This is a genomic window from Paenibacillus sp. FW126-R14 (assembly GCF_058789495.1).
In genome coordinates this window covers 25,248-45,809 of record NZ_JBYTBS010000037.1, presented here as the reverse complement: position 1 = coordinate 45,809, position 20,562 = coordinate 25,248, and the positions used below count along the sequence as shown (strand labels likewise).

Genomic DNA, 20,562 nt, shown 5'->3' with positions numbered 1-20,562 from the left:
CTGGTAGAAGACATGTATCATTCAGATTTGATTGGACATTAAGGGGCTGCAATTTATTAATCATAGGGGGATAAGATGTGTTGTATCGGGTATGTTTGATAATCGTGCTTTCTACGGCTATGCTGCTCAAGAGCTATGCCCTAACGAGTTATGCCAGTGATGGAAAAAGCCCGGTCGGAGTAAAGATTCAATTGACCTTAAACGATGCAGCGGCTACAGTAAACGGGCAGAAAATGACGCTTTCTACACCGCCTGTACTGTTGAATAATACGACCTTGGTTCCGCTGCGTTTTATTGCTGATGCATTGAAGGCAGATTTGACATGGAATACGGAGGACCAATCTATCGTTCTTAAGTATGCAGATCATGTGATAAAACTGTCCATTAATAGCAGTATTGTCCGTATCGATAATCAAAGTAAGACGTTGGAGCAGCCAGCCGTCATAATGAATAGTACGACTTTAGTGCCATTGAGATTTATTGCTGAAAGTTTGAACCAAACGGTTGCTTTCAATAATGAAACGAAATCCATCCTCATTACGACACCCCATCCGAGAAATGCTGAGATTCGTGTCGACAATTTAAATACGGCTTCGGATATGGGATTCACATACAATTTCTTTATTCAACAGCCAAATATGAATGTGATCAGCATGGCCTCCGATCATCACAATCAGATCTACATTTTGGAACAGGATGCAGCTTCGGAGATGAGCTTTGCCCTTCGTGTCTATAATGAAGCGACGGGTGAAACGAAAGTGGTATACAGCAGTTTCGATCAGAGCTTTAATTTTGACTATACGGATTCGAAGACTGGCAAGCAGCATTTTAACGCTAGTGCGCTCTCACCGCGCAAACTTGTCTATGATTCTAATTTGGATAAGCTTTATTTATTGGCTACCAATGGTTTTATATCTGATAACAGCGTGTCTACCGTAATTTATGAGCTTGCCCCAAATGTTCGAATGATGACATATACGATCGGGCACGTGACTTTTGATCCGGGCAACTTCATGGTGACGCCAGATGGCCAGAATTTTTACTTCAGCGATATCTACCATCATACGATATATACCGCCGAATCAGGTCAACAAGCAAAAGTATTCATGCCTTTTACTCCGGATAAGGAGAATGTGAAACTGGCAGCTGTTGCGAATGAGGGTAAAATGTTCGTCTTAGATGTTACCAAGCGAGCGATTTTTGAGCTGCAGGAATCCGGAAATCTAAGGTATGCAGCTCCAGTAGATATAAAGGAAGAAATTCTGCGGGTATATGAGGATAACGGAACTTTCTACGTTGAAGGGAAGCAGCAGATTTGGGAAGTAAAGATCACTGGTGAAACCCGTCCTTATGTTGGTTTAAAAGATATTAGTGCCTATAACACAGGCCTATATCTTCCGAAAACCAATACGTACGACACATATGCTTATGCTAATATGGGGGCTGCGTTTGGGTTGATGCTATCATTTAACGTTTTTGCAATCAATGAACACGGCAATGTGGTGATGTACGACGGGGCGTACCACCTGCTGAGAAGAATTAATCTTTATGCGCAATAGCAGAATGTAAAAGGGTAAAAGGAGTTAAGCGGCTTGTATTTGCTTAACTCCTTTTGTTTTTAGCTATACGAGAATCTAACATTGTGATATCAATTCATAACATAATGCTATTTTCACCTTATATGAAATCCAGATATGATCATCATATGGAGGCGAGAAAAGTGAATAAACCTAACATTTTGTTGATAACAAGCGATCAGCAGCACTGGAATACGATCGGAGCCTTTAACAAGGAAATTTCCACGCCTAATCTGGATCGTCTTGTTCGGGAAGGTACAACGTTCGACAAGGCCTATTGCCCGAATCCTACCTGCACGCCGACGAGAGCGTCAATCATTACAGGCATGCACCCTAGTCAGCATGGAGCTTGGACCCTCGGGACGAAGCTGCTGGAAGACCGCCATGTCGTTACCGAGGATTTCCGGCAGGGTGGGTATCAATCCGCGTTAATCGGAAAGGCCCATTTCCAACCGCTACTTTCCACGGAGGAATATCCGTCCTTGGAAGCCTATCCAATCATGCAAGATTTGGAATTCTGGAAAAACTATAAGGACCGGTTCTATGGTTTTGACCATGTGGAGCTAGCAAGAAATCATACCAACGAAGCGCACGTCGGACAACATTATGCACTTTGGCTGGAGGAGAAGGGATGCGCCAACTGGCGCGATTACTTCTTGCCGCCGACAGGAACGATGGATAAATCGACAGCTTATAAATGGCCGATTCCTGAAGAGTTTCATTATAACGCTTGGATCGCTGAACGCTCCAACGCTATGTTGGAGAAATACAAGGAGAGCGGGGAAAGCTTTTTCCTTTGGAGCAGCTTTTTCGATCCTCATCCGGAATATTTGGCTCCTGAACCGTGGGATGCGATGTATGATCCGTCCCAACTGACGATTCCAACCATGACACCGGGAGAACACGGCAAGAACCCTCCGCACTTTGGACTCACCCAGCAAGAGGACCCGGATTTCACTTATTTGGAGGAACCTGGCGGGCATTATATCCATGGTTACCATTCTCATCTATACTACGGATATGGGGATCGTTTCTACCTGACGGATGAGCATAAAGCCAAGCAGGTCGCTGTGTACTACGGCATGATTAGCTTGATGGACAAATATATCGGCAAAATATTGGATAAGCTTGATGCTCTTGGTTTGGCCGATAATACGATCATCGTCTTTACAACCGATCACGGGCATTTCTTCGGTCAGCACGGACTGCAAGCGAAGGGCGGATTCCATTACGAAGACCTGATCAAATTGCCGTTTATCGTACGTTATCCGGGCCAGGTACCGGAGGGCAAGGTGAGCTCCGCTATACAGTCATTGGTTGATCTGGCGCCAACGTTCCTGTCGTTCTGCGGCATCACGATTCCAAATACGATGACAGGCGTAGACCAACGTGACGTATGGACGGGTAGCAAGGAGCGGGCCAGAGACCATGCGATTTGCGAATTCCATCATCAGCCCACAACGATTCACCAAAAAACGTACGTAGATCATAGATATAAAATTACGGTTTATTATAACCAAACTTACGGTGAGATTTTTGATTTGCAAGAGGATCCTGAAGAAATAAATAATTTATGGGACCAAAAGGAATACGCCGCTTTGAAAACAGAACTGCTGCTCAAATATGTTTGGGCCGAGCTTGGCAAAGAACCGATGCCGATGCCTAGAATTTGGGGAGCATAACATTATTCTATGTTTTGGAAGGGTTGAAGAGAGTTGACTAAGAAGTATCTTTCGACTACAAGGATAGCTAAAATGCTGCACGGAGCCGACTATAATCCTGACCAATGGCTTCATCATCCGGAAATCCTGGAAGAGGATGTCCGCCTGATGAAGCTTGCCAAATGCAATGTCATGTCAGTAGGCATTTTTTCATGGGCTTTACTGGAGCCTGAAGAAGGTAAATATGGCTTCGAGTGGCTGGATGGGGTGCTGGATCGTCTGGCGGCGAACGGAATCAGCGTATTTTTGGCCACGCCTAGTGGGGCAAGACCTGCATGGATGTCCGCACAGTATCCTGAAGTGCTTAGGGTAGGCGCAAACCGTGTCCGCAATTTGCATGGCGTTCGCCACAATCATTGCTACACTTCGCCTGTTTACCGTGACAAGGTGTACCAAATGAACAGTAGATTAGCGGAGCGGTACGCTAATCACCCCGCTGTCATCGGTTGGCACATATCGAATGAATATGGCGGGGAATGTCATTGTGACTATTGTCAGCAAGCCTTCATCAAGTGGCTGCAAGCCCGTTACAGCTCGCTGGATGCGCTGAACGAGGCATGGTGGACTTATTTCTGGAGCCATCAGTATTCGAGCTGGGATCAAATTGAATCGCCTGCCCCTCATGGTGAAACGCAGGTACATGGGCAAAATCTAGACTGGAAACGTTTCGTTACGGATCAAACCGTTGATTTTTGCCGACATGAAATTGAGCCGTTGCGCGCAGTGAACCCGCTGCTGCCAGTGACGACAAATTTCATGGAAGCATACGAAGGGCTGAATTACTGGAAGTTTGCCAGCCTGCTGGACTTTATTTCTTGGGATTCGTATCCTACCTGGCACGATGAGCGGCAAGAACAAGAGCAGGCAGCTTGGGCAGGGCTGAACCATGATCTGTTTAGATCCTTGAAACAAGGCCAGCCTTTCTTGCTGATGGAAAGTACGCCGAGTTTGACTAACTGGCAGAATGTCAGCAAGTTGAAGCGGCCCGGCATGCACCTGCTTTCTTCCCTTCAGGCGGTTGCTCACGGCTCGGATTCCGTGCAATATTTCCAATGGAGAAAAAGCCGGGGATCAAGCGAGAAGTTTCACGGCGCCGTGGTGGATCACGCCGGGCATGAGCATACACGTGTTTTTCAAGACGTTACAGCTGTTGGCGATATGCTCGAGAAGCTGGATGAACTTGTAGGGACAACGGTTTCTCCGGAGGTTGCGATTATTTTCGATACGGAGAACCGCTGGGCGGTGAAAGATTCCCAAGGTCCCCGGAACATCGGTGTCGGATACGAAGAGACGGTCAGAGCGCATTACCAGCCTTTCTGGGACCGCGGAATTTCCGTGAATGTGATCGATATGGACAGCGATTTTACAGGCTACAAGCTGTTAATTGCTCCGATGCTGTACATGCTTCGCCCAGGTGTTGCACAGCGTATCGAGGATTTTGTAAGTCAGGGCGGAACGTTCCTGTGTACATACTGGTCTGGTATCGTGGATGAACATGATCTTTGCTTTCTAGGCGGGTTTCCCGGTCCGCTGCGGAACTTGCTCGGTATCTGGTCGGAAGAAACGGAGGGTCTCCACGACCAGGATCGCAACGGTGTTGCGATGCAAGCAGGCAATGAGCTCGGCTTCGAAGGAACCTTTGAAGTGAAGCAGATCTGCGACCTGATCCATCTGGAAACAGCGGAGATGCTGGCGGCATATACAGATGATTTCTATGCAGGTCGTCCTGCATTGACGGTCAACCAATTCGGCGAAGGGTTTGCTTATTATGTGGCTGCACGTACCGATGGCCACTTCTTGGCCAATCTCTATGATGCGATCAGACGGCAAGCGAACATCAAACGTGTAGTGGAATCCGATTTACCGGTTGGAGTTACGGCGCAAATGCGTACAGATGGGATTCATGAGTATGTATTTCTGTTGAACTTTACGAACAAGGAGCAGCAAATCGAGCTTGATGCAAGGCTTTACCAAGATTTAGTGGAGCCAGCGGATTTGGCGGGATCTATCGCAATCCCCATGTATGGCACCCGGATTTTAAAAAGAAAAGCATGATCCATACATTCCCGGCCTTTTGGATAAAGAGGACCGGGAATGCTTCATTTGAGAGGTAAGAGTGTTTCATAAGCTAGTGAGTTCTATTCCGGTATTCACTGGGAGAGCAGCCGACCTTTTTTTTGAACGCACGGGAAAATAGATACGGATCCGGATAACCTACAGACAGGGCAATTTCCCCGATGGGCAGCGCGCTTTCGTGCAGCAATTGTTTGGCCCTTCCGATTCTTAGCTGCAGCAAGTATTGTTGCGGTGATATGCCGGCTTGTTGTGCGAATAGAGAAGAAAAATAGGAACGATGTATATTAAACATGCTGGCCACAGCATCTATACGCAGAGTTTCTGTATAATGCAAGTCAAAAAAACAGACCGCTTGTTGAACCCACCCTTCTGCGGGTGCTTGAGCGCCAGCCTCTATAGGGGCTGCATCCAGTTCGAGCTGTGTCATTAGGCGGTAAAAGGAAGACATCAAACTCAGACTGTGCAGTTTCATCCGACTATCGTTCCAAATCAATTGCTCCACATCACCCAACAATTGAAGGGCCGTTTCATCCAGTGCGGCACTGCGGTAAGGTTTGTTGAAGGTAAGTCCTACCATTTGCAAAAGCCTTCTTACTTGTGGTCCTTCCAAGTTTATCCAAACCATTTGCAATTCTTCATTGGAGCGTATTCGATATTCATAAGTAAAATGGGGAAACAGGCAAAAGATATCGCCGGCTTCCAACTCGGCGTTCTCCTCCCCGTAAGTTAACTGCAGCCGTCCGCTAATGATGAAATGAAAGCCAAAATTCTCAATTTGTTTGGGACCGATCTGATAGTTCGGCTTCGCCAAGTTCCGGCCGGCCCTTACAAACCAGAATCCTCCTGTTCTTTCGAATTCAGAAGGGATATGATGCCATAATTCGGCAAATTCCATCGCATACTCTTTCATCGCTTTGCTCCTAGTAGATTAATACCTCTATTATGTCATCGTTGCTTGCTTGAAACAATTACCGGTATGCCGGGCATAGATAAATGCTTTCGATGAGTTGATTTTGCTTGTTTTGTGATTTAAACTTTCAATGTAAGAGATGAGGAGGGAATTGATTGAAAGGGTTTACAAATAAGTTGTTTTTTAATCGCTCCTTGTTTCGAAAGCAGTTACTTTCGTATTTTATTACCGTTCTTATCCCGACGCTTATGATTTTGTCGATCTATTCGTATACGCTTGGCGAGGATCTGACAAACGAACTTAAACAATCTGCAGACAATAACGCACAAAGCGTTACGAAAAGTATAGACGATCTGATGGAACAAATGAGCTACTTTTCCTTACAATTATCCTTTTTACCGGATATGAACCGGATGCTGAAAAATCCGTCTGCCTTCACGGTATACGATTATTATCAGCTAAAGGAGCAATTGCGCAATCAAATCGTTTCTAACCAATTATTTTCCTCCGTTTATATTTTCAGTGCGTTGAATGAGAGATTTATGACATCCGGAGAAGGACTTTATGATGCAGATTCCTTTTATGACAAGACTGTTTTGGAGCAAATCCGCTCGCATAGCAAGGAGTCATTCTGGTATCAGGTTCGGGATGAGTATATCACCTTTTACAAAGCCATTCCGATTACAGAAACGAAGCCGCTTGGGATATTGGTCATTAACATAGAGAAAAAGCTGTTTTTAAACGCCATCTATCATCTAAACAACAGCGGTGAACAGAATGTTTTCATCGTTGACAGCAATGCGCATGTGATCTCCACCGGGAATGGCGATACGAACGCGGCAATTGATCGTTTTATGGCGGATAAGGCAGAAGCATCCAAAGATAAGATGCAGAAGATCCGTATCGATAAACAAACGTTTTTTGCGAATATTCAACCTGTCAGCGGAATTGGATGGAAGGTTGTCAGCTTGATTCCGTATGATCTCTATAAAGAGCGATTGTTCGATAAAATGTCCAAAATATTGATGATGGTGCTTGTCGTCTTTGTAATTGGACTTGCTATTGCGTATACGTTTGCAGTGAAGATGTACAATCCGTGGAAGAAAATGCTCGAAGTATTATTTGGCGGCGGAGGCAGCAAGCCATTCTCTAAGGATGAATTTCTTATGGTGAGCGGGGCGATCAGCTCCATGATGGATACGATCAAACAAAATGAGCCGGTCATGAAGGATCACCTGATTTCCGATATTTTACGCAACAATGTTTCAGATAAAGAGAGTATTACCGCCAGGTTTGAACAGGTCGGCATTTCATTTGCGGAGCCTTACTATGCGGTAATTGTTGCTGTATTTGATGTGATGCGCTCCGAAGATGCGGAAAATCCGCAGCACAAGCTGATCATTTACAGTATGGTTTCAGAGACGCTGAAGAAATATATGCCCGTGGAAGGGACAATTCTGGATCGCAATAAGCTTGGTTTCATTGTTAATTTGCCTCAAAATGGTATGGATGACGCCTTGAGAGAGCAGATTTATCAATGCTATGCGGAGATGAACGCTGTCGCTCAAGAGCAGCTGAATATCTCGCTTCAATTGGTCGTCAGCCATGTAGGAACTGCTGATCAACTGCATACGGCTTATGAGCAGACTCGGCGCATGCTGAATTATAAGGCGGTTATCAACCGCAACGATGTGGTAATGATGCAGGATCACAAGAATGAATGGAAATTCGTTTACCCGCTGTCCCTGCAGAAGCAGCTCATCCATGCCGTCACCTCAATGAACAGGGACAAGGCTTTTCAATGTGTGAGCGACCTGTTCGAGCAATATATCTATAAATCCAAATATCCGCTGGAAAAGCTGCAAGGGATGATCGTTGTCTTATTAAGCTCTGTTTTTAATGAACTGTTGAAGGATGGACATGACATTGGCCGCTTGCATGAGGAAGTAGATATTTTCAAATTGAATGAATGTCAGAATAATGATGAGCTCTATCAATTTATGATTACAAACATCAGCAAAGTGATCGAATTCCTTGAAGGTCAGCAGGACAAGCAAGTGATGAACTTGTATGTCACGAAGGCCATCAGTTTTATGGAGAATCACTATACAAGAAATATCTCGATCTCGGAAATTGCAGATGGCATCGGAATCAGCAGCGGACATTTAAGTCGAATATTTAAACTCGAGATGGGGAAATCTATGCTTGAGTATTTAAGCGAGCACCGTATCAAGCAGAGTAAAGAGCTTTTGAATAGCTGTAACGATTCCTTGCAAGAGATCAGCCAAGCTGTAGGCTATAACGATGTACACAGCTATATCCGTTTTTTCAAGAAGTATGAGGGGATGACACCCGGCGATTACCGTAAAAGCTTGAAAAAAATCTGATATTTATGTGATATTTCTAACATTCAAGGTGTTAATATCATAAAATCCTCATGATGATTACAAACTGAGGATTTTTTTTTGTCCCTTTCCAAGCTACCATGAAAGCGTACACAACAGGTGTAACCAACATGAAGGAAAGGAGGAGTACTTTTTGAATAACCAGATAGCCAAGCACAAATATTACTACTTGCTTCTTATGCCCGGCATTATCTACTTCTTACTATTTAAGTATGTTCCCATGGGCGGTGTAGTGATTGCATTCCAAGATTTTAAAATTTCCGGCAGTATCTTCACAAACGCGTGGGTGGGGTTAAAGTGGTTTCGTATTCTGTTCGACTCTCCCGATTTTTGGGTTGCATTAAGAAACACAGTTATTATCAGTTTTCTAAAATTAGTGTTTAACTTTCCAGCGCCAATCGTTTTGGCACTATTGTTAAATGAACTGATGAATGGTGTGTTCAAACGAATTGTTCAAACGATCGTTTATTTCCCGCACTTTGTTTCCTGGGTTGTCTTGGGCAGCATTTTGTTGTCTGTTTTCTCAGTAGATACAGGAGTAACAAAGCTGCTTGGGTTATCGACTTCCCCTTTTATGGATCCAAGCTTATTCCGAGGTTTCCTTGTAGGCTCAGAGATGTGGAAGGAGGTCGGATGGGGGACTGTTATTTATTTGGCAGCCATCGCCGGCATTAATCCTGAATTATACGAAGCGGCAAAGATGGATGGGGCCAACCGGTTTCAAATGGTTCGTTATATTACAATCCCGAGTATTGTTTCAACGATTGTCGTTTTACTTATTTTGCGTACGGGTCAAATCTTGAATGTTGGATTCGATCAAGTATTCATCTTATACAATCCGCTTGTATATGACGTTTCCGACATTTTAGACACCTATGTATACCGGGTTGGTTTAACATCGGGAAGATATTCAATTGCCGCCGCTGCAGGTTTGTTCCAATCCGTAGTAGGATTAATTCTTCTCTTATTTACGAACTGGCTTGCTAAACGAATGGGCGAACAAGGAATATGGTGAGGATGAGTGCAATGATAAAGAAAAGTTGGGGCGAACGTGTTTTCGAAAGCGTCAATGTGCTGTTTCTGGTGCTGCTTTGTATCGCAACGTTCTATCCGTTATGGCATGAAATATCAATTTCCTTTAGTACGGCGGCTGGTGCAGCTAAAGGCGGTCTATTCTGGGGGCCAAGAGGGTTCACGATAGAATCCTACACAAGCGTATTGTCATCGAGCTTTATCTGGCTAGCTTATCGGAACAGTATTATTGTTGCTGCTTTGGGAACTGCCATTCATGTATTGTTTACGGCTACAACAGCTTATGCGTTAAATAAGAGGACGCTTCCAGGCGTGAAATCGATGACGTTCCTTATGATTTTCACAATGATTTTTAGTGGCGGTATGGTTCCAACTTATTTGCTTGTCAAAAGTCTAGGTTTAATTGACTCGTTATGGGCGCTGATGCTTCCGGGTATGATCTCCGCATTCAATGTCATCATTATGCAAAGCTTCATGCGGTCCATCCCTGATGAAGTCGAGGAGTCGGCCGTCATGGACGGCGCTAACCCGCTGCGGATATTTTTTACCATCATTTTACCTCTCTGTAAACCGGTCATCGCAACAGTTGCTTTATGGGAATGTGTTGCGTTATGGAACAATTTTATGCAGGCACTAATCTATCTGAATAACAAATCGCTATTCACACTGCCCCTTCTGCTGAAAGAAATTCTGGCCGGGCAGCAAATGGCGATTGCGACTGGGGAGTATACGGACATTTCGGCTCAGTCCGCCGTGGCTGCGACGGTTGTTGTATCTATTGTTCCAATTCTTGCTGTTTATCCTTTCTTGCAGAAGTATTTCATGAAAGGTTCTATGCTAGGTGCTGTTAAATCATAAAAATATGAGGGGGCAATTCCATGAAACGTATGAATAAGGCAATTTCTGTTGTATGTGTAACTTGCTTGGTGAGTATGATTGCTGCTGGCTGCAGTACCCAAGATGCGAATAACACAAAAACGACCCCGGATAATGGGAAAAAGCCTCCGGTAGCCTTTAATATGTTTTTCAATCTGGGCATTCCGGAATATCCGGATAATGGTGGCGAGGCCAAAGCGAAAATTATTCAACAAATGGAGAAAGCCGGAATTCATAATGTAGATTATAAAGTAAACCTGCTATCGGGCGATGAATATAAAACGAAGCTGAACCTCATGGTATCGGCAGGAGATATTCCGGATTACTTCAGTGTCGATACGAATATATTAGCCCAGTACGCCAGTCAAGGACTGATAAGACCCATCGATGATTTGCTGGCTAAAGCGCCGCATTTGATGAAAATGATTCCGAAAGAACGTTGGGAAGGCGTTAAGTATGACGGCAAAACTTACGCGATTCCTTTTGCCGTAAGACCGGAATCATTTAATTCTCCCAATACCGTCGGGTTGACAGTTCGGCAAGACTGGTTGGACAATCTCGGTCTGAAAGCGCCCACAACACTGGATGAGCTTCACGATGTACTGAAAGCTTTTACGAAGAACGATCCCGATAAGAATGGACAAAATGACACATATGGACTAGGCGGCAACAAAATGTCTATGTTCAACAGTATTTTTGGAGCGTTCGGCATCGCTGTTGTATCTCCTACGATTGCAGCAACTTCAGGTCCTGTATATTGGACTGAAAAAGACGGGAAGATTGTAAAAAGCTTTGTAACGCCTGAAGCGAAGCAAGCTCTGGCTGTTCTTCAACAGTGGTACAAGGAAGGATTGATCGATCCTGAGTTCGCCGTCATGGAACAGAAGGCTGCAGAGGCGAGAATCGCTAATTCCAAGGTGGGCATGTTTGAAGGCGATGCATTTGGCGTAAAAGGCAGCTCGTATTTGGATGCATTATTAAAAACGGTTCCAAACGCAAGCTTGAAACTAATCAATCCACCAAAGGGACCTAACGGCAAGCTGGGAATGCCGGAAGTCAATCCGTATGCGGGCGGCGGAATGCGGGCAATTAGCGCTAAAGCTAAAGATCCGGATAGATTGATCCAAATGCTGGATTGGTCGGTCAGCGATGATCCGAATGGCGGCGTTGATCTGCTCACGTATGGCGAAGAGAATGTGGATTACACGTTAGACAAGGCGAAGAATAAGATTACACAGTCGACGACTTACACGAATTTATACAAAAAAGGATTCTCCAACCCGGTTCGATTCGTACAAGTAACGGATCGACGGTGGGCAGATGAGCCAATCCGGGCAGCACTTGAAGTCTCTTCGCAGAATTTAATTAAGAATGCGCTATGGAAGTCGGTGCCGGCAGAGATTGACTACCCGGATTTGGAAAAGAAATTGTGGACGGAATACTTTATTAAAATTGTAACCGGGGTATGGTCCATTGATAAGTTCGATGAATTTGTTCAGAAATATTACCAACAAGGCGGACAAAAGATTGAACAGCAAGCCAACGAGGAATGGAAGAAAACTAAAAAATAATCGTGAGGCAGATGAGGCAGTCCAATGAGAACAACGAAAAAAAAGAATGTGATCGTATTCTTTACGGATCAACAGCGCTTTGACACAACAGGCGTTCATGGCAATCCGCTTGAACTGACACCTAATTTCGACCGTATGGCGATGGAAGGGACGCATATCTATAATTCCTATACTTGCCAGCCGGTATGCGGACCTGCCAGATCTTCGCTGCAGACGGGGAAATACGCGACGGCAACAGGCTGCTATATCAACGGTATTCCGCTGCAGCAAGATGAGAAGACGCTGGCCCATTATTTTAATGAAGCCGGCTACAAAACGGGATATATCGGGAAGTGGCATTTAGCTTCACAAGAACCGGTGCCGGAGAACCAAAGAGGAGGTTATCAATACTGGTTAGCCTCCAATGTGCTTGAATTTTCTTCGGATGCGTACGATACGGTTATGTATGATAACGATAATAAACCGGTGAAGCTTCCAGGGTATAGAGTAGATGCTCAGACAGATGCCGCGATCCGTTACATTGATCGGCATAAAGATGAACCTTTCTTTCTCTTCCTGTCTTATCTTGAACCGCATCATCAAAATCATTCCGATAACTATCCGGCTCCTCGGGGCTACGAAGGGCGCTACAGTGGCAGTCAATTTGTGCCTGGCGATCTTGCGTCATTGGGAGGCACAGCCCACGCGCATCTTGGTGGATATTACGGCATGGTCAAACGTCTCGACGAGGCGCTGGGCCGCTTGATGGACAGCTTGATCAGTCTCGGTCTGGAGGAAGATACGATGATCATGTTCACTTCCGATCATGGCTGTCACTTTAAGACGAGAAACAGTGAATATAAGAGATCCTGTCATGACAGCTCCATTCGTGTGCCGACAGCCTTTACAGGCGGGTGCTTCAAGTCCGGCGGCCGACTGCAGGAGATGATTTCTCTGGTCGATCTTCCTCCGACCTTACTGGATGCGGCAGGAATTCCGGTTCCGGACTCTATGCAAGGCCGGTCTATTCTTCCTCTGCTGCGTGGCGACAGGGAAGGATGGCCAGAGGAAGTACTCGTACAAATCAGCGAGTCGCAAGTTGGCCGTGCGATTCGGACACATCGCTGGAAATACAGTGTAAGGGCGCCAGGTCCGAATGTGAGCCACGATGCAGGGGCGCAAACGTATGGGGAAGACTTTCTCTACGATCTGCAGTCCGATCCGCATGAGTTAAACAATTTGATCGGGGTTGAGGCCTTTCATCAAGTCGCCTCAGAATTGAGAATGCGTTTAATTCGCCGCATGCAGGAGGCTGGAGAAACCGTTCCTACGATACTATCTGCTTCCGTTATACCAAACTCCGGCGCGAGAAGAGTATCCGTCAGCGAGCTTCGCAAGAAACTATAGGAAAGTTCGTTTCATCGCAGCTAGTCTAATCATGTTTAACGAATGATTAGGCTAGCGATTATTAAGGAAATAAATGTAAGCGCTTTATTAATGATTTGGAAAGGATGTGATAGTCGAAGACAGCAGCATCTAACCCAGTAGCGACTTGCCGTGAGTTTTGTTTGATAAAATGGATAAGGGGATGATTGTAGTGTTAAACAAGCAAGTATGGCAGGATTCAAGAAAATGGTTAACCGCTCTAATGGCTTTCGTACTCCTTTTAACGACGTTCGGCATAGCCCAGCCCGCTAAAGCGGCCTCGAAAGATATTGTGAATAATTCCATTTGGTATGATACGGATGGGCATGAGATTTGGGCGCAGGGCGGCTGGATGATGCAAGAAGGGGGAACCTTTTATTGGTACGGACTCGATTACTCGGTTGCTGGCGCCAATAAAGTGAACCTGTATACATCGCCGGATCTGGTAACTTGGACGAATCATGGCAATGTTGTCGATTTTAGCGGCTTTGCCGATCCATCCGGCAACGGGTATTCGGGCACGGATTGGGTTGGAAGACCCGTCGTAGCCTATAATAGCTTAAAATCTCAGTATGTTATGCTAATCGAGTGGAACAGCACGGCTAACCTCCAAAACAAGGTTAGAAAAGGATTAACTTACTTAACAAGCTCTTCGGCTGGAGGACCGTTTGTTTTCAATAACAACGATCCGCATCCAAGCGGCTATACGATGGGAGATTTAGGCTCCATTTTTACTGATGACGATGGCAGTACGTATATTACGTTTACTAGCGACACTTGGGGAATTAATACTTCCGTTCGAATTAGCAAGTTAGCTCCGGACTATTTAAGTATTGTGGAGGATACGAAAGTGCTGGGGGCAAGCTTCGGCTATAAAGAAGCATCGACTTTGATTAAACGTGGATCGACGTATTGGCTGGTTGCCTCAGCCACTAACGGTTGGAAGTCAAGCCAGTCATTCTGCGCATCGGCTGCAAGCTTATCCGGCACCTGGTCGACATCCGATGTTTGCGCTACGAGCTCAAGTACAACAGACTCCTTCGATACGCAGGTGGATCAAATTTTGCCCATTCAAGGTACAGCGGGATTGATGTACGTGTATCTCGGGGATCGTTGGAGCAATAAGCCGAATGGCAGCACAGGCGTTGGAAGAAACGATTGGTACCCGTTCACCTTTGATAGCGCAGGAGTGCCTAGGATTAACGGTTATGGAAGCTGGTCGATCGATGCTGCGGCAGGAACGTGGAGCCAGAGTCCGCCAAGTATCGTTGGCGTAAATATTGACGTTGCCAAGACGTACATAATCACCAATGTAAATAGCGGCAAAGCTTTAAGGATTGCCGGCAACTCAACTGCGGGCGGTGCATCTGCTGTACAGAATACGTATGCGGGCGCCGTAAGTGAATCGTGGAAGTTCTACGATACAGGCGACGGCTACTATAAGATTCAGAACGTCAACAGCGGCCAGTTTTTAAATATTAGCGGAGCCTCAATGGCTGATGGCGCACAAGTGATTCAATATACATCTTCGGCTTCTCCGAATCAACAGTGGCAGATTATTGCCGACGGCAACGGCCTGTATAAACTTAAGAACCGCAACAGCGGCAAGCTGATGGATATTAGCGGTGCTTCCACAGCCGACAATGCCAACGCCGTTCAATCGACGGCTTCGAGCGCAGCGAGTCAGAAGTGGAGCATTGGCGAAATAGCAACCAATCTGGATGCTGCCAAGACCTATTCGATTACCAACCGTTGGTCAGGCAAAGCGCTTGGGATTGTCGGAGATTCGACAGCGGACAGCGCCATGGCCGAGCAGCGCACCTGGGCCGGCACGGCGGGTCAAACTTGGCAGTTCGTCTACACGGGCGATGGTTATTATAAAATCAAAAATGCGAACAGCGGAAAATTTATTAATATTTCAGGAGCGTCAACCGCCGATGGCGCGCAAGTGATTCAGTACACCGGCACATCGAATATTAACCAGCAATGGCAGCTGATTGGCGTAGGCGGAGGGTATTATAAAATCAAGAATCGCAACAGCGGCAAAGTGTTGAGTCTTGGCGGCGGCTCGAATGCCGATGGCGCACTCATCGTTCAAGATTCAGATGCGAATATGTGGTCTCAAAATTTCAAGTTTGATATCCTGCCGTAGCTTAATTTCATGTATGTTTTATGCATTGCCAAAAATCCATTCATGAGGTGAGGGCTTATGAGGTCAAGAACTGTAGCAAAACGCTTTACATGTCTATTAAGCACATGTGTTTTGGCAAGTATGCTGGTCCCTGCGGCTGCTGTTCACGCATCGGCGAATCCAGAGATTGTTCTGGATGCCAATACTTCGGCCGCCAATGTGTCCCCTTTACTTCTTGGTGCTAACCAACGATTTAATTTAAATGGCAGGGGCATGTTTGATTCCGTTAACAAGGTAGTGTACGCAGATTTCTACGCCAACTATACGAATTCCGGCATTAAAACGATGCGTTATCCTGGTGGCACAGTCGGCAACTTATTTAAGTGGCAGCGCGCTGTAGGAAACGGAAATGGCACCAATCCCGATAGCGGGCTCCCTCAGCTTCACGGAATGGATATGACCTCTCAATCTGTAGATTTCAATTTAGATCAAGCGCTGAAATTTGCAGAGAATACCAGGACTGAACTCAGCTATATGTACGGCATAGGAAATGGAGATCCTGCCGATGCAGCTAATCTGGTGCAATATCTCAATGGTACCGATAGCAATAATCCTTATGTGCAATTAAGAATCAGCAATGGGCATTCCGCTCCTTATCAGGTTAAGTATTTTGAGATCGGAAATGAATCTGGACCAGGTCCTCAAAATTATTGGTTGGATGGAATTCCTAATTATAACGATTACCGGACTGCTTATATCAATGGAAGTACGGTTTCATTTACCAAACAACCTGTCGTGCTCAAAACGGATTGGACTTCGTTAAAAAAAGGCAGCTATACAAGTACGGGCATGCCGGGTCAACAAGTATATGCTGCTTATGGAGCCCCAACTACTTCGGGAACTGATACGCTCTATATTAGCGGTACGGCTTGGACGAGAGTAAGTTCCTTTGCAGGCAGCGGATCAACTGATACCGTGTACCAAATCAATTACAATAGCGGTCTGATTACGTTCGGGGACGGAGTTCATGGTAAAGTTCCACCGGCGGGCGCAACCATTTCGATTTCTTATAGCGCTTATCATCAAGGCTTTAAAGATTATGTAACCGCTATGAAAAGTGTCGACCCCTCGATTAAGATTTTCAGCAATTTTTCTGATAATCAAACGATCCAGGCTTTCCGTGATGCAAACGTATCCTATGACGGCATGGTCATGCATCCTTATACCAAAGTAACGAGCGTAAGCAGTTTGACGGATTTATACTCGCAGTCAATGGTCGCCGCCGGCTACTCGTCGAATTGGGTCATCGGCTTGCAGAATAAGCTGAAAGCCGAACCGCTCTCTGGCGGCATGGCTTACCCGTCCGAATATGGTTTCTCCGGCCTAGACACCAGTGCCGCTAATTATGCCAGTTACTCAAACTACCTCAAAGGGCTGGGAGCTGCGCTCTATACCGGGAAGACCCTGATGAACTATATGCAAAATGGCGTGCAGATTGCCGACAGACACAGCCTGATCGATACCTGGGATGAAAATGATTCTCTTGGTCTGGGTAATATGGCAATATTTAACAATAACAACCAGCTTGGAAACACATACAATTTTACTCCGAGCGTAACCGCCGAGCTGTACAAATTGCTCTCCAACATGACAGGAAAGACAGCGTTAAATGCACCGACTATTGCTAATATGCCAACCTACTTCGGCAGTCAAAACGCTTTAAATGCACTGGCTACAAAAAATGCCAACGGTGATTTATTTTTACTTGTCTTAAATGAGGATCCTTCACGCAGTTTTACTACAAATATCAGTATCGCCAACTATCAGCCAGGATCGACAGCTGCGGTCTGGAAGCTGGGCGAAAACAATGCGCTTGGCGATTTCAATCAGAAAGACCAGGCTCCTAACGTTCTTAATCTAATCTCTACGCTTTCAGTGCCAGGGAATACGTTTAGTTATACATTTCCCGCACACACCATGACTGCAATCAAGTTGAGCGGCAATGTGACTCCACCCTTCGTTGATTCAGGAACCGCGAAATACAAGATGGATGAAACATCGGGGACGACTGCATCCGATGCTTCGGGCAACAATCACACAGCTACGCTCATATCTTCGGGCGGAACTGCAAGTTGGGGTTCCAATGGCAAGGTGAATGGAGCGCTGCATTTGACTCCGGCAGGCACAAGCACGTATGGAGCTTACTATGCAAGCATTCCGAACTTTTTTGATCCCGCAGCTACTGATTTCTCCTTTGCAGCTTGGGTCAAACTTGATCAAGACTCCGGCGCTGGTACCAATCAAACTATCTTCAGTCAGGAAGGCGCTACAGGCCGAAGCATGCTATATCGGGATGCAAGCACAGGCCAGTTAAGATCATATTTGGGCGGTGTAACGACAACAACTGCCGGAGTCGTTCCAACCGGCATATGGACTCATGCAGCTCTCGTCAAAAGTGGTAGCACGATCAAACTATATATCAATGGCGTTCTTGATAAAACGGCTGCGGTAACGGTCGAATCAGCAACAGGCAGCTTCCGGTTGGGCGCGCACAAATCGCCTTCAAGCACTAGTGCGAACTGGAATGGCTTGCTCGATGAAGTGCTAATGACGAAATCGGCTTTAACGGATGCACAGATTCAAAATGTGTATAACGGGTTGAATCCGTAAAAGGCTTAGCAGAGCATTTAGAGGGAGACTTTCCCTTATAAGACAGGCAGAACGAAGTAAAACGTAACGATGCCATCCTGCACAGATAGGCCAAAGGAGGCTTTATGCTGCTGTAGGATGGTTCGGGTTATGGATAAACCGAGTCCAGTGCCGCTGAATTTTTTGCTGCGGGAGCTTTCCAGCACATAGAAAGGTTCCCACACACGCTCCCACTCGGCTTCGTTTGCATGATTCGTAGGATTCGAGATTTGGAAGTGTAAGGCATTCTCCTTGGTTTCGACTTTTATGTTTACGCAGCCGCCGCTCGTATAGGTCATCGCATTGGTTATCCAGTTGTTCAGCACCGATTCCAGCTTTCTCCGGTCGGCCATGACCCGGCTATCATCGGTCAAATTCATGTCCAAGTGCAGTTCGATGTTTTGCTGACGAAAAGCGTTGTGATAGGTAGCCGTCGTTTCAGCAAGAAGGCTTTTGAAATCCACAGGTTCAAATAAATAGGTTTCCTCTTGCAGCCTGGACAGCTCCAGCAGCCGGTCGATCAATCCGGCCATCTCTTCGCTCTGCTTCCGAATGACGGCTGAATAGGTGCCATCGTCCAGGCCGTCTTGCAGCCCAGAGGCGTAAGCGTGAATTAACGCTAACGGCGTTTTCAGCTCATGCGATATATCCGAAATAAAATGCCGGAGATTGGCATTTTTCGCCTCCAAGGAATGATGAGCTTCCTTCAGGTTGTCACTCATTTGGTTAATGCTCCGAGCCAGAGATTCGATCTCATCGCCGGTCCGAATATCCGTCTTACTGAAAGTTAAATTGGAAATCGCCTCTGCAGTCTGAACCAGTTCCGCTAGTGGCTTTACAATTCGTTTCGTATAAAGCACAGCCAATAGGATAAGCAGCAAAAACATGCCTATCCATAGATACGCATTGAAGCGATTCACGATCTGTATCGTTTCCGCTGAGTGGGAAACCGACTCGCCTACAGCAAATACAGAGTCCCCCATAGTCACAAAATTGACGAGAAAGCTGGACTTCAGTTTGGTTTGATCGAAGATTTTATTAACCCGTCCCCCCTCACGGAGGATGACAACGTTCTCCTCGGTCAACCAAAACTTGCTTAGGGTGATGCCTTTGCGGTTTAGCTGCAGCAGCAAGCTGCTATTCAAATCATCGACGGACTCCGACAATGAGCTGAAAACAATCGTAACTTGATTGTGGCTCTCAATTGCGTCAATATTTCCGGCCAATGTCTTAGAATCCATCTGCTTGAGCTCTGTGACCAGCTCGTCCAGCTTGTTTTTTTTCTCATACAAAAAGTATTTGGGGAGTAAATAAGTGTTAACGGCGAACGAAAGGATAAACACAACGCACAACGTAAGGGTGATCTGTACAATTAGCTTCCGAGTCAGTCTACTCATGACGATCCTCCAGGCTATAGCCCATCCCTCGATACGTTACGATTCTGTGCTCGCCAATCTTCTCTCTTAACCGGTGAATATGTGTGTCAACCGTCCGTTCCTCTCCGAAATAGTCGAATCCCCATACGTGATCCAGCAGCATTTTGCGGGTTACGATGTGCCCTTTGTTCGCTATTAGATATTTCATCAATTCGAATTCCTTATTCGTTGCAAGGACGTCTTTCCCGGCGCGATAAATCTTCTGGGCTTCCATATCCACAGTCAAATCGCCAATTATCGTTTTAGAAGTAAGGTTAAGCAATTTTTTCGCCCGTAAAAGTAAAATTCGCGGATCAAACGGCTTGCGCAAATAATCGTCCGCCCCCGACTGCAGCGCAAGAAACTCGTCGTCCGCGCCTCCTTTGGCTGTCAGTAGAAGCACCTTAGTCCGGCTAGTTTTCTTCATTTCTTGGCAGACCTCAATGCCGCTGCGGTTTGGCATCATCCAATCCAATATCGCCAAGTCCACTTTATGGTTATAGAAGAGGTCGATCGCTTCTTCGCCGTCTTGAGCGAGCAGCACGTTAAATCCTTCTTTTACGAAATAGGCTTTTAATATCTGCAGCATAAGCGTCTCATCGTCTGCAAGCAGCAAGTTCATACCGAACCCTCCTTCCTACGTGGCTGTAACGATATCATTCATTTGTTACATCAGTATGACAGAATCTTAAATTACTATTCAAGTTGGACTAGTTTGTTGAATTACATACTTCGTCACATTGCTGTAACATTGCT

13 protein-coding genes are annotated in these 20,562 nt (G+C 45.8%); 10 read left to right on the top strand and 3 right to left on the bottom strand.

The features are described 5' to 3' along the window. Nucleotides 1-77 precede the first annotated feature (77 nt). From AC3WRW_RS21390 to AC3WRW_RS21380, 3 genes are all read left to right on the top strand, one after another. Nucleotides 78-1,559 carry a copper amine oxidase N-terminal domain-containing protein gene (locus AC3WRW_RS21390; protein ID WP_492548323.1) on the top strand — a complete coding sequence of 494 codons (1,482 nt, stop codon included), beginning with the start codon at nucleotides 78-80 and terminating at the stop codon, nucleotides 1,557-1,559. Between the two features lie 161 nt (nucleotides 1,560-1,720). Next, on the top strand, nucleotides 1,721-3,259 hold the full coding sequence (locus AC3WRW_RS21385) for a sulfatase family protein (RefSeq protein WP_492548322.1): 1,539 nt from the start codon (nucleotides 1,721-1,723) through the stop codon (nucleotides 3,257-3,259). Between the two features lie 72 nt (nucleotides 3,260-3,331). Then, complete coding sequence (locus AC3WRW_RS21380) at nucleotides 3,332-5,353, top strand: beta-galactosidase (protein WP_492548321.1); 2,022 nt, start codon at nucleotides 3,332-3,334, stop codon at nucleotides 5,351-5,353. Between the two features lie 73 nt (nucleotides 5,354-5,426). Here AC3WRW_RS21380 and AC3WRW_RS21375 read toward each other — a convergent pair whose 3' ends face one another. Then, entirely contained in the window at nucleotides 5,427-6,284 is an 858-nt protein-coding gene (locus tag AC3WRW_RS21375) for a helix-turn-helix transcriptional regulator (RefSeq protein ID WP_492548320.1), read from the bottom strand. Between the two features lie 155 nt (nucleotides 6,285-6,439). Here AC3WRW_RS21375 and AC3WRW_RS21370 point away from each other — a divergent pair, with 155 nt between their 5' ends. The 7 genes from AC3WRW_RS21370 to AC3WRW_RS21340 all read left to right on the top strand — a co-directional run bounded on the left by AC3WRW_RS21370 (nucleotide 6,440) and on the right by AC3WRW_RS21340 (nucleotide 18,373). Then, entirely contained in the window at nucleotides 6,440-8,671 is a 2,232-nt protein-coding gene (locus AC3WRW_RS21370; RefSeq protein WP_492548319.1) for an AraC family transcriptional regulator, read from the top strand. 151 nt (nucleotides 8,672-8,822) lie between these two features. Continuing rightward, nucleotides 8,823-9,704 (top strand): ABC transporter permease, encoded by an 882-nt coding sequence (locus AC3WRW_RS21365; RefSeq protein ID WP_492548318.1) that lies wholly within the window; start codon nucleotides 8,823-8,825, stop codon nucleotides 9,702-9,704. A gap of 11 nt (nucleotides 9,705-9,715) precedes the next feature. Further along, nucleotides 9,716-10,579, top strand: a complete 864-nt coding sequence (locus AC3WRW_RS21360) for a carbohydrate ABC transporter permease (RefSeq protein ID WP_492548317.1) — start codon at nucleotides 9,716-9,718, stop codon at nucleotides 10,577-10,579. Between the two features lie 20 nt (nucleotides 10,580-10,599). Then, entirely contained in the window at nucleotides 10,600-12,168 is a 1,569-nt protein-coding gene (locus tag AC3WRW_RS21355) for an extracellular solute-binding protein (protein ID WP_492548316.1), read from the top strand. A gap of 24 nt (nucleotides 12,169-12,192) precedes the next feature. Next, nucleotides 12,193-13,554 (top strand): sulfatase family protein, encoded by a 1,362-nt coding sequence (locus tag AC3WRW_RS21350; protein ID WP_492548315.1) that lies wholly within the window; start codon nucleotides 12,193-12,195, stop codon nucleotides 13,552-13,554. Between the two features lie 190 nt (nucleotides 13,555-13,744). Next, a complete protein-coding gene (locus tag AC3WRW_RS21345) occupies nucleotides 13,745-15,724 on the top strand; it encodes an RICIN domain-containing protein (protein WP_492548314.1) in 1,980 nt (659 codons plus the stop codon). Nucleotides 15,725-15,781: 57 nt separating this feature from the next. Further along, a complete protein-coding gene (locus AC3WRW_RS21340) occupies nucleotides 15,782-18,373 on the top strand; it encodes a LamG-like jellyroll fold domain-containing protein (RefSeq protein ID WP_492548313.1) in 2,592 nt (863 codons plus the stop codon). A 35-nt stretch (nucleotides 18,374-18,408) separates the two neighbouring features. Here the strand turns inward: AC3WRW_RS21340 and AC3WRW_RS21335 are convergent, their stop codons facing one another. Both AC3WRW_RS21335 and AC3WRW_RS21330 read right to left on the bottom strand, forming a co-directional pair. Next, a complete protein-coding gene (locus AC3WRW_RS21335) occupies nucleotides 18,409-19,788 on the bottom strand; it encodes a sensor histidine kinase (protein ID WP_492548312.1) in 1,380 nt (459 codons plus the stop codon). Then, the gene (locus tag AC3WRW_RS21330; protein WP_492548311.1) at nucleotides 19,781-20,428 is read right to left on the bottom strand and encodes a response regulator transcription factor; all 648 of its coding nucleotides are present in this window, start codon (nucleotides 20,426-20,428) and stop codon (nucleotides 19,781-19,783) included. The genes AC3WRW_RS21335 and AC3WRW_RS21330 overlap by 8 nt, the downstream gene beginning before the upstream one ends. Nucleotides 20,429-20,562 lie beyond the last annotated feature (134 nt).

Coding starts and splice junctions, on each gene's coding strand:
- AC3WRW_RS21380 (WP_492548321.1), top strand. CDS start 3,332: ATGCTGCACGGAGCCGACTATAATCCTGACCAATGGCTTCATCATCCG.
- AC3WRW_RS21375 (WP_492548320.1), bottom strand. CDS start 6,284: ATGAAAGAGTATGCGATGGAATTTGCCGAATTATGGCATCATATCCCT.
- AC3WRW_RS21360 (WP_492548317.1), top strand. CDS start 9,716: ATGATAAAGAAAAGTTGGGGCGAACGTGTTTTCGAAAGCGTCAATGTG.
- AC3WRW_RS21355 (WP_492548316.1), top strand. CDS start 10,600: ATGAAACGTATGAATAAGGCAATTTCTGTTGTATGTGTAACTTGCTTG.
- AC3WRW_RS21350 (WP_492548315.1), top strand. CDS start 12,193: ATGAGAACAACGAAAAAAAAGAATGTGATCGTATTCTTTACGGATCAA.
- AC3WRW_RS21340 (WP_492548313.1), top strand. CDS start 15,782: ATGAGGTCAAGAACTGTAGCAAAACGCTTTACATGTCTATTAAGCACA.
- AC3WRW_RS21335 (WP_492548312.1), bottom strand. CDS start 19,788: ATGAGTAGACTGACTCGGAAGCTAATTGTACAGATCACCCTTACGTTG.
- AC3WRW_RS21330 (WP_492548311.1), bottom strand. CDS start 20,428: ATGAACTTGCTGCTTGCAGACGATGAGACGCTTATGCTGCAGATATTA.